Below are 10,281 nucleotides of genomic sequence, written 5' to 3' on the forward strand. Positions count from 1 at the left end.
TCACCCCAGGCGCTTGATCGCCGCCTTCAACGGCTTGGCGGCGTCGAAATAGTCTTCCCAGGCCGTGCTCCTGGCGATCAGGTCGGGGGCGGTGCGGATCGTGTATTTCGTCGGGTCCAGCCCCGCCTTCACCTGGGTCCAGTTCAGCGGCATCGACACCGTGCCGCCGGGCCGGGCCCGGGCCGAAAGGGGCGCCACGGCGGTCGAGGTGCGGTCGTTGCGCAGGTAATCCAGGAAGATCCGCCCTTCCCGCGCCTTCTTGCTCATGGTGATCAGGTACTTGTCCGGCGCGTCGGCGGCCATCCGGGCGCAGACCTCGCGGGCAAAGGTCTTGGCCGCGTCCCACGGCACCTTGTCGGACAGCGGCGTGACGACGTGCAGCCCTTTGCCGCCGGTGGTCTTGCAGAAGCTGGCCAGGCCCAGCTCCTCCAGCCGATCGCGGATCTCGCGGGCCCCGGCGATCACGTCCTCGAAGGTGATCCCGGGCGCGGGATCCAGGTCGAAGACCAGCCGGCCGGCCACCTCCGGATCGTTCGGCTGGCAGTTCCAGGGATGGATCTCGACGCCGCCGATCTGGGCGGCGGCGACCAGGGCCTCGATGCGGTTGAACAGGATGTAGGGCTGCTTGTCGCCCTTCACGCTGACCTGCTCGATCAGCGACGACATCCCGCGCATGGCGTGGCGCTGGAAGAAGGTCTCGCCCGTGATGCCGTCCGGGACCCGGATGATCGAGGCCGGCCGGCCCTTCACGTGCGGCAGCATCCATTCTCCGACCGCGGCCACGTAGCGGGCGAGATCGATCTTGGTCCCGGGCGCGCCGTCGACGTCGGGCCACAGCGGCTTGTCGGGCTTGGAGATCGTCACGCCCAGCACGACGCTGTCTTCCTTGGCGGTGACGATCGTCTGGGACTTGGGCGCGGGCTTTGCAGCCGCCTTGGGCGTCGGCTCGGCCAGCTCGGCGCTTTCGGCCGACGCCGGGACCTCGGCCTCGACCTCGGCGGCGGGCTTGTCCTCGCGCAGGCCCTTGAACGCCGCCTGGCGGATCGAGCCGTCGCCGGTGAAGCCGGCATATTCGATCTCGGCCACCAGCTCGGGCTTCACCCAGTGCATGTTCTCGGCCTTGCGCGGCGCCCCCTTGCCCTCGAACGGCGAGGTCTTGGTCTCCAGCGCTTTCAGCCTGGGCAGCAGCTTGGCGACCTTGTCGCGCCCGAAGCCCGTGCCGATCCGCCCCACATGGGCCAGCTTGCCGTCGCGATAGACCCCGGCGATCAGCGAGCGGAAGGCGCTGCCCGTCGTGGTGTAGCCGCCGATCACCACCTCGTGCCCCGCCCGGCACTTGGCCTTGGTCCAGGTCTCGCTGCGGCCCGAGCGGTAGGGCGCGTCCAGCCGCTTGGAGATGATGCCCTCCAGCTCCAGCTTGCAGGCCGACAGCAGCACCGCGTCGCCGGCGGTCTCGAAATGGTCGACGAAGCGCAGGCGCGGCTCGTCCTCGCCCATCAGCGCCTTCAGCCGCGCCTTGCGCTCGCGCAGCGGCAGGTCGCGCAGGTCCTCGCCGTTTTCCGCCAGCAGGTCGAAGGCGAAGAAGATCAGGTCGCCGGTGCCGCCGTCCGACAGCGCCGCCTGCAGGCCGGCGAAGTCGGGCTGGCCGGTCGCGTCCAGGGCCACGACCTCCCCATCGAGGATGGCGTCGGGCAGGTCGGCGGCGGCCTCGGCGATGGCGGCGAACTTCTCGGTCCAGTCCAGGCCCTTGCGGGTGCGCAACACCGCCCGGCCGTCCTCGACGCGCAACTGCACGCGGTAGCCGTCGAACTTGATCTCGTGCGCCCAGCCGGGACCTGCCGGCGGGCGGTCCAGGGACTTGCACAGCTGGGGTTCGATGAACTCGGGCAGGACGGCGGGCTTCTTCCCCCCCTTCTTGTCATCCCGGGCGGAGCGAAGCGGAGACCCGGGACCGCGAGAAGCGCGGCGCTCAGGCGTCGGTCCCGGATCGGCGCGCTTCGCGCTTGTCCGGGATGACACCGAGGGGGATGGAGCGAAGGTTCGCGTTTCTTCGGCCTCCCTGGCCAACGCCTCGCGCTCGGCCTTGGTGCGCGAGGTCCACACCGCGTCGCCCTTGCCCTTCAACTTCAGGATGAACGGCGAAGGCCCCTTGCCCTTGCCCGCGGCGATGTCGGCCATGGTCCGGCCCGAGGCGATCGAGGCGTCTTCTTCCAGCACCGCCGCCCCCTCGCCCGGCCGCGCGGCGTCGTCCTTGTGCTTGATCAGCAGCCAGTTCGACCGCTTGCCCCCTTCTTGTCGCTTGGGGCCGTCCTTGGCGTTGCGGTCCCAGTTCATCCGCACCAGCACCCACGAACCGTGCAGGCGCTCGCCTTCCAGCACGAACTTCAGCTCGCCCTTCTTCAGCGCCTTTCCCACGTCCTCGAAGCCGGGCTCGGGGCTCCAGTAGCCGCGATCCCACAGCTGGACCGTGCCGCCGCCGTACTGGCCCTGGGGGATCGTGCCCTCGAAGTCGCCATAGTCCAGCGGATGGTCCTCGACCTCGACCGACAGCCGCTTGTCGGCCGGATCCAGGGACGGGCCCTTGGTCACCGCCCACGACTTCAGCACCCCGTCGACCTCCAGCCGGAAGTCGTAGTGCAGCCGGGTGGCGTCGTGCTTCTGGATCACGAACCGCGCGTGCGGGGCGGGCGCCACGGCGTTGTCGCCGCTGGGCTCGGCGGTCTGCTGGAAATCGCGCTTGCGACGGTATTCGGCGAGCTGTTCGTGGGCCATGGCGAGGCTCCTCATCGTGCCTGGATGAAGGCGCGCGACGACGAGCGGTTCCCTATCCCGCGGCGTCGAAGCGCTTGACCAGGCTCTTTGGGGCCAGCAGGCGCCAGGCGTCTTGAAGCAGCGCGCTCAATTCCGCCGCCTCGACCGCCTCCAGGCGCACCAGCACCGCCGGATAGCCGCGATAGTGGTCGTCCTCGAAGAAGACGTCGGGCGCGGCCTCGAGCAGCAGCTCCTTCTTTTCCATGCGGCAGCGCACGGCCAGGACGCCCGGCACGACCTCCCGCCGCCCCTTGGGCGCGGCGCGCGCCAGGTACGGCCAGGACAGGCCCTTTCCGCGCACCGAGAAGGCCAGCGAATCGTCGGATTGGCCCGCCTCGACCTCGGGTAAGGCCAGGATCTCGCGGCGGATTTTGGGATGATCGATCATGAGACCGCATGAAATCCCGACGACAGGGGCATGACAATCCATTGCCACCGGTGTCTCGGAGCCGATTGTCAATGACACCGGTTTCCATTATGCGTGACCAAAGCCCGTTTAACGGGACTGTAGTGTGTAACGCGAGGGAGGATTCGCGGCGTGACCGTTTCCGAGGCCGAGAGCGAGGTGTTCGCACCGGCATCCATCGCCCCACAATTCGTCGAAGCGCGCCTGAAGGGCGTGTCGGTTCCCGGATATCCGGGCGGCGTGCTGCCCCAATCCATGGCCGACGGCTATGCCGTCCAGGACCTGGCCATCGACCTTTGGCCTGACGAACTCGTGGGCTGGAAAGTGGGCCTGGTTCCCCCGCAGCACCGCGAACGCCTGGGCGCCGAGCGCCTGGCCGGCTGCATCTTCAAGACCAAGGTCTGGGACGCCGGCCAAGAGCCCACGCCGTTCCGCGCCATCGCCGGCGGCTTCACCGCCGTCGAGGCCGAATTCATCATCCGCCTGGGCAAGGACGCCCCGGCCGACAAGACCGAATGGACCGCCGAGGAAGCCGCCGAATACGTGGGCGAGCTGATCGTCGGCATCGAGATCGCCGGCAGCCCGCTGGCCACAATCAACCAGCTCGGCCCGCCCATCGTCGCCTCGGACTTCGGCAACAACGACGGCCAGATCCTGGGCCCGGTGGTCGAGAACTGGCGCGGCATCGCCTGGGAAGACATGCCGGCCGAAACCTTCATCAACGGCGTGTCGGTGGGCAAGGGCGGCGCGTCCTCGATCCCCGGATCGCCGCTGGCCGCCCTGGCCTTTCTGCTGGGTCACGTCGCCTCGCGCGGCCGCCCGCTGAAGAAGGGCATGCTGGTCACCACCGGCGCCAGCACGGGCATTCACGACATTGCGGCCGGGGACACGTCCCGCGTAGACTTCGGCCCGCTCGGGAGCGTCGCCTGCGTGGCGGTCCCGGCCTAAGGGCCGGGTCGCGCGCAAGGCGTGTCTTGTTCTACCGCGTCTCTTCAAGCGAACAGGTTTCCTCTTCGCTTGAAAACGCTCTAACGATCGGAAAACCGGCGGGGGCGTCGGAATAACTACAAGCCTAAGGGTGAGGATGTGACGTCCATGGACGCTCCAACGATGCCGGCTCCGTCTGCGAAGATCGGGCGGTACAGGTGGGTCATTGTCGGCCTGCTGTTCCTGGCGATGGTGATCAACTACGTCGATCGCCAGACCATCGGCCTGCTGAAGGCCGACCTGTCGAAGGAATTCGGCTGGGACGAGACCCACTACGCCGACCTGGTGTTCTATTTCCAGCTGGCCTACGCCATCGCCTACCTGGCGTGGGGCAAGATCATGGACAAGATCGGGGCCCGCTGGGGCTTCGGCATCGCGTTCCTGATCTGGCAGGTCGCCCACATCGGCCACGCCCTGGCGCGCGGCTTCGGCGGCTTCGCCATCGCCCGCATGGGCCTGGGCGTCGGTGAGGCCGGCGGCTTCCCGGGCGGCATCAAGGCCGTGGCCGAGTGGTTCCCCAAGAACGAGCGCGCCCTGGCCACCGGCATCTTCAACGCCGGCACCAACATCGGCGCCATCGTCACCCCGTTGGTCGTGCCGGGCATCGTCCTGGCCTTCGGCTGGCAGATGGCCTTCATCGTCACCGGCATCGCCGGCCTGGTGTGGCTGCCGCTGTGGCTGATCGTCTATCGCCGCCCGCGCGAGCAAAAGAACCTGTCGGCCGCCGAACTGGCCCACATCGAGCAGGACCCGGCCGACCCGGTCGAGAAGATCGGCTGGGCCAAGCTGCTGACCAAGAAGGAAACCTGGGCCTTCGCCCTGGGCAAGTTCCTGATCGACCCGATCTGGTGGATGTTCCTGTTCTGGTTGCCCGACTTCCTGGGCAAGCGCTACGGCCTGGACCTAAAGTCGTTCGGCCCGCCGCTGATCGCCATCTACCTGCTGAGCGACGTCGGCAGCGTCGGCGGCGGTTGGCTGTCGTCCAACTTCATGAAGATGGGCTGGAGCATCAACAAGGCCCGCAAGATCACCATGCTGATCTGCGCCCTGCTGGCCATGCCGGTGGTCTTCGCGGCCAATGTCGACAACCTGTGGGTCGCCGTCCTGATCATCGGCGTGGCCACGGCCGCCCACCAGGGCTTCTCGGCCAACCTCTACACCCTGCCCTCGGACGTGTTCCCGCGCGGCGCGGTGGGCTCGGTCGTCGGCATCGGCGGCATGCTGGGCGCCTTCGGCGGCATGGTGTTCTCCAAGTACATCGGCCAGGTGCTGGACAAGATCGGCACCTACACCCCGATCTTCCTGGTCGCCGGCAGCGCCTATCTGGTCGCCCTGCTGGTCATCCACCTGCTGACCCCGAAGATGGAGCCGGTGAAGATCTAGGTCTTTTCCGAGCGTCCGAAGAACGAGCCCCCGATCGAAAGGTCGGGGGCTTTTTCTTTGCCCCCCAAGAGAGGCTATAAGAACTCATGTCCTCCCCCCTCCCCTTCAAGGTCGCCCTGGTCGGCTACGGCTTCGTCGGCAAGGCCTTCCACGCGCCGCTGATCGCCGCCACGCCCGGCCTGCTGCTGCACACCGTCGTCTCCAGCGACCCCGCCAAGGTCCTGGCCGACCATCCGGGCGTGAAGGTCGCGCCCGACCTCGACGCCGCCCTGGCTGATCCCGAGATCGACCTGGTGGTCATCGCCACCCCCGACCCGCTGCACGCGGCCCAGGCCCACGCGGCCCTGGACGCCGGCAAGGCGGTGGTCATCGACAAGCCCTTCGCGGTCACCCTGGACGAGGCGCGGGCCGTCGCCGACCACGCCCAGCGGGCCGGCAAGCTGCTGAGCATCTTCCACAACCGCCGCTGGGACAGCGACTTCCTCACGCTGAAGGCCCTGATCGCCGACGGGTCGCTAGGCGAGATCGTGCAGTACGAGAGCCATTTCGACCGCTTCCGCCCGCAGGTCCGCGACCGCTGGCGCGAGAAGCCCGGGGCCGGCGCCCTGCTGGACCTGGGACCGCACCTGATCGACCAGGCCCTGCAGCTGTTCGGCCCGCCCCAGGCGGTCTACGCCGACCTCGCGGCCCAGAAGGACGGCGGCCAGGCCCCGGACTATTTCCACGTGGTCCTGCGCTATCCGCGCCTGCGGGTGCTGCTGCACGCCAGCCAGATGACGATCGATTCCCGCCTGCGCATGGCGGTGCACGGGACCAAGGCCAGCTTCCACAAGGAAGGCCTGGACGACCAGGAGAACGCCCTGAAGGCCGGCGTCGTCCCCGGCTCGGAAGGCTGGGGCGCCGATCCGCGCCCCGGGACCCTGACGGTTCCCGACGGCGAGGGAACCGCCAGCCGCGTGGTCGAGGGCGTGCCCGGCGACTACCTGGCCTATTACGCCGCGATCCGCGACGCCCTGTCGGGCCACGGCGCCAATCCCGCCCCGCCCGAGGAGGCCCTGGCGGTGATGGAGCTGATCGACCTGGCCGCCCGCAGCGCCGCCGAAGGCCGCGAGCTGTCGCTGTGAACGACACGGACCTGCTGGCCGCCATCGCCGCCCAGGAAAAGGCCCTGGTCTTCCAGCGCTTCACCCTGGAAACCGCCTGGACCCTGGGGACCGCCCTGCGCGACGCCGCCCTGGCCCGCGGCGCGCCGGTGGCCATCGACATCAGCCTGCGCGAGCGCCCGCTGTTCCACGCCGCCCTGCCGGGCGCGGGCCCCGACAACGCCGAGTGGGTGCGCCGCAAGCGCAACGTGGTCCTGACCCTGGCCACCAGCACCCTGGCCGTGGCCCTGAAGCTGAAGGCCTCGGGCGAGACCCTGGAGCAGCGCTACGGCCTGCCGCCCCGCGACCACGCGGCCCACGGCGGCGGCTTCCCGCTGACCCTGGAAGGTCTGGGCTGCATCGGCGCGATCACCGTCTCGGGCCTGCCGCAGGTCGAGGACCATGCGCTGGTGGTTGAGGTCCTGGAGCGGGTGCTTCAGAGCAATCCAGCACTTCAATAAAACCGCTCTTCCCGGCGAAGGCCGGGACCCAGATGGAAGGGCTTTGAGGCTGACGCCATAAGCGTTGAGCCTTTCCAATCCACCACACCGCTATGGGATCTGGGTCCCGGCCTTCGCCGGAAAGAGCGGTTCAAAGGGTGGCGTCTAACCCCCAGCAGGTTCTCAGGTCACCACCGGCGCATCGCCCGCTCCGACATCCCCCTCCTCCGTCTCCGGCGCATCCGGCAACGGCATCGGCCGCTCGATCCGCGCCCGGATCTCCGGGTCCTTCAGCAGGGCCACCCGCATCACCTCTCGCGCCCGCGGTGCCGCGGCGCTGGAGCCGAACTGGCCGCCGTGCTCGATGATCACCGACAGGGCGTAGCGGGGATTGTCGTAGGGCGCGAAGGCGATGAACAGGTTGTGGTCCTTCAGCCGCCAGGCGATGCCCTGGTTGCTGCGCGAGGCCCCGGCCGCGTACTGGCGCACCTGGGCGGTGCCGGTCTTGCCGGCCATCTTCACGTCGCCCAGGCCCAGTTGGCTCTGCTTGAAGGCCCCGCCGGTCGGGTCGTTGGCCACGGCCGCCATGCCGGCCCGCACGATCTCCAGGTGCTCCTGGCTGAACGGCAGGTCCGGCACGGCGTCGCCCTGCGGCTGCTCGACCCCGCCCACCGACTTCACCAGGCGCGGATTGAGCGCCTTGCTCCCATTGGCCAGCCGCGCGGTCATCACCGCCAGCTGCAGGGCGTTGACGTTGATGTAGCCCTGGCCGATCCCGTACGGCACGCTGTCGCCCGGATGCCAGACCGGGTCGCGCTTGAAGGCCTTCTTCTTCCAGTCGCGCGTGCCGACCAGGCCCTTCTTCTGACCGGGAATGCCGATGTCGAAGGTCCCGCCGTAGCCGAAGGCCTTGGCCGCGGCGGCGATCGGGTCGGGCCCGATGCGCAGGGCCATCTGGTAGAAATAGACGTCGCAGCTGTTCTTGATGGCGTCGTGCATGTTCTGCACGCCGTGGCCGCCCTTCTTGTGGCAGTGCCAGACCCGGCCGCCGAACGACCAGCCGCCGGTGCACAGCACCCGCTCGGTCGGGTCCACCCCGGCCGTCAGGGCCGCCATGGCCACTGTCGGCTTGAAGGTCGAGCCGGGCGGATAGGTGCCGGTCATCACCTTGTCCAGCAGCGGCTTGCGCTCGTATTCGGCCAGCGCCCGGTATTCCGGACCCGACAGGCCCTTCACGAAGCGGTTGGCGTCGAAGCTGGGGGCCGAGGCCATGGCCAGCAGGTCGCCGTTGCGGCAGTCCATGACCACGATCGCCCCGCTCTCGTCGCCCATCACCTCCAGGGCGCGGTTCTGGATGTCGGCGTCGAGCGTCAGGCGGATGTCGGCGCCGGCCTTGGCCGGGATGTCGCCCTCGGGGTCCAGGCGCACGGTGCGGCCCTGGGCGTCGACCTCGGCCTTGTTGGCCCCGGCCTGACCGCGCAGGGGCCGGTCGAAGGCCTTCTCGACCCCCAGCTTGCCGATCCGGAAGCCCGGATGGTGCAGCAGGGCCTGGTCCTGGTTCGGGTCGTCCTTGGCCTTGTCCAGGTCGCGGTCCGAGACCTTGGCCACGTAGCCGATCACGTGGGCGAACGCCCCGCCGAACGGATAGACCCGCACCTCGCCCATGTCCGCCGTGACGCCCGGCAGCTCGGGCGCGCGGATATTGACCCGCGAGAACTCCTCCCAGGTCATGTCCTCCATCACCGCCACGGGGGCTTTCTTCGGCGCGTGGGCCAGGTCCTTGATCAGGCGGGCGCGGCGCGTGCCGTCGATCGGGACCAGCAGGGCCAGCTCGTCCAGGACGGCCCCGGCGTCGAAGTCCTTGGACTCCTTGCTGACCATCAGGCGGAAGTTGGGGCGGTTGGAGGCCAGGGCCACGCCGTTGCGGTCGTAGATCGCCCCGCGCGGCGGCGAGACCAGGCGGTAGTTGAACTGGTTGCCGGCCGAAAGCTTCTGGTAGCGCCGGGCCTGGACCAGCTGCAGCTGCGCCAGGCGTCCGCCCAGGGTCAGCAGCCCGACGCCGGCCAGGCCGCCCATCAGGAACGCGCGGCGGTGGAACACCCCCTGCCGCTCGTTGACCTCGGAAAAGAAGATCGTCGGTTCGCTCATCGCGCCGCCCCTCGAAGAGGCGTCACGACGGCTGCTTTCGCCAGCTTGGGCGGCGTCGCTCGACAACGCGACGACGTCGCGGCGGCCAGGGAAATCATGGTGTGGGGGTGGCCGCGGGCTAGGGTTGATCCGCCCCCAGAGTGGGCCCGCGCGCGCCGCCGTCAATGGTCTGGCTTGAAGCCCGCGGACAACATTTCCGTGAACGGGCGGCGCTCACGGCGAAGCGGCCGCCACCGGCGGCCGCCGGCCTCCCCGCCGTCGCGGAGAAGCCTGCTCAGGTGCCGCCGATCTGCAGGCCGATGCCCCAGCCTTTCACCAGCCCGACGATCAGCAGGACGATCATCGCGACCCCGGCCAAGGAGACCAGGACGGTGATGAAGGTGATCGGCGAGATCAGGATCCAGGGAAGGACGGCCACGGCCGCCGCGACGAGAAAACCTAGGATGTACAGGAAGATACGCATGAAACGCCCCATTCCTTGTTGTCGTGGGACGTTGACACACAAACATCGATTCCACAACTTTGATGAGAGATTGCAGCCAAGCTCTCGCAATTGGATCGGTTCGGGAGAGCCGCTCGCCCCGACGGCAGTCGAGAAACGGCGCGGTTCGAGGTTTTGTCGGGTTGTTCGGTCAGGCCACGGATCATAGGATTCGATCGTGAGACCTCGGCCCCCGGCCGGACGCGCTCGGGAGCCAGACGCCTTGCCAGCCCCCTTGGACCCGCTTCTGCTGAACCTGCTGGTCGCGCTGGGCGTGGGCCTGCTGATCGGGACGGGCCGCGAGCACGCCTCGGGCCACCCGGGCGCTCCGACCGACGCGGGCGTGCGCACCTTCTCCATCGCCGCCCTCGGGGGAGCCGTGGCGGTCGCCTGCGGCGGCGTCATGCTGCTGGCGGTCCTGGCGGCGGCCATCGCCGGCCTGGTGGGCCTGAGCTACTGGCGCAACCGCGAGCAGGAGGGGCC

9 protein-coding genes are annotated in these 10,281 nt (G+C 69.0%); 5 read left to right on the forward strand and 4 right to left on the reverse strand.

The window, feature by feature from the left end:
• A complete protein-coding gene (gene ligD / locus AC1DYP_RS18635) occupies nt 1-2,772 on the reverse strand; it encodes a DNA ligase D (RefSeq protein WP_477047586.1) in 2,772 nt (923 codons plus the stop codon).
• 52 nt (nt 2,773-2,824) lie between these two features.
• Entirely contained in the window at nt 2,825-3,199 is a 375-nt protein-coding gene (locus AC1DYP_RS18640) for an MmcQ/YjbR family DNA-binding protein (protein WP_477047587.1), read from the reverse strand.
• Nucleotides 3,200-3,349: 150 nt separating this feature from the next.
• Here AC1DYP_RS18640 and AC1DYP_RS18645 point away from each other — a divergent pair, with 150 nt between their 5' ends.
• The 4 genes from AC1DYP_RS18645 (at nt 3,350) to AC1DYP_RS18660 (ending at nt 7,190) form a co-directional block, all read left to right on the forward strand.
• Nucleotides 3,350-4,165, forward strand: coding sequence for a 2-keto-4-pentenoate hydratase (locus AC1DYP_RS18645; protein WP_477047588.1), 816 nt, complete (start codon nt 3,350-3,352; stop codon nt 4,163-4,165).
• 147 nt (nt 4,166-4,312) lie between these two features.
• A complete protein-coding gene (locus AC1DYP_RS18650; RefSeq protein WP_477047589.1) occupies nt 4,313-5,587 on the forward strand; it encodes an MFS transporter in 1,275 nt (424 codons plus the stop codon).
• 86 nt (nt 5,588-5,673) lie between these two features.
• Nucleotides 5,674-6,711 carry an oxidoreductase gene (locus AC1DYP_RS18655; protein WP_477047590.1) on the forward strand — a complete coding sequence of 346 codons (1,038 nt, stop codon included), beginning with the start codon at nt 5,674-5,676 and terminating at the stop codon, nt 6,709-6,711.
• Entirely contained in the window at nt 6,708-7,190 is a 483-nt protein-coding gene (locus tag AC1DYP_RS18660) for a heme-degrading domain-containing protein (protein ID WP_477047591.1), read from the forward strand. The genes AC1DYP_RS18655 and AC1DYP_RS18660 overlap by 4 nt, the downstream gene beginning before the upstream one ends.
• A gap of 162 nt (nt 7,191-7,352) precedes the next feature.
• On the opposite strand, the gene mrdA is transcribed toward AC1DYP_RS18660, so the two are convergent.
• Together mrdA and AC1DYP_RS18670 are read right to left on the reverse strand one after the other, a co-directional pair.
• A complete protein-coding gene (mrdA, locus tag AC1DYP_RS18665; RefSeq protein ID WP_477047592.1) occupies nt 7,353-9,317 on the reverse strand; it encodes a penicillin-binding protein 2 in 1,965 nt (654 codons plus the stop codon).
• A gap of 274 nt (nt 9,318-9,591) precedes the next feature.
• Nucleotides 9,592-9,780 (reverse strand): hypothetical protein, encoded by a 189-nt coding sequence (locus tag AC1DYP_RS18670; protein WP_477035720.1) that lies wholly within the window; start codon nt 9,778-9,780, stop codon nt 9,592-9,594.
• A 241-nt stretch (nt 9,781-10,021) separates the two neighbouring features.
• On the opposite strand from AC1DYP_RS18670, the gene AC1DYP_RS18675 reads away from it, so the two are divergent.
• A partial coding sequence (locus tag AC1DYP_RS18675; RefSeq protein WP_477047593.1) for a hypothetical protein occupies nt 10,022-10,281 on the forward strand: 260 nt, incomplete at its 3' end.

Source organism: Caulobacter sp. P1_D6, from assembly GCF_056406095.1.

Excerpts from the sequence above, each read along its gene's own strand:
- ligD (WP_477047586.1), bottom strand. The coding sequence starts at position 2,772 with ATGGCCCACGAACAGCTCGCCGAATACCGTCGCAAGCGCGATTTCCAG.
- AC1DYP_RS18640 (WP_477047587.1), bottom strand. The coding sequence starts at position 3,199 with ATGATCGATCATCCCAAAATCCGCCGCGAGATCCTGGCCTTACCCGAG.
- AC1DYP_RS18650 (WP_477047589.1), top strand. The coding sequence starts at position 4,313 with ATGGACGCTCCAACGATGCCGGCTCCGTCTGCGAAGATCGGGCGGTAC.
- AC1DYP_RS18655 (WP_477047590.1), top strand. The coding sequence starts at position 5,674 with ATGTCCTCCCCCCTCCCCTTCAAGGTCGCCCTGGTCGGCTACGGCTTC.
- mrdA (WP_477047592.1), bottom strand. The coding sequence starts at position 9,317 with ATGAGCGAACCGACGATCTTCTTTTCCGAGGTCAACGAGCGGCAGGGG.
- AC1DYP_RS18670 (WP_477035720.1), bottom strand. The coding sequence starts at position 9,780 with ATGCGTATCTTCCTGTACATCCTAGGTTTTCTCGTCGCGGCGGCCGTG.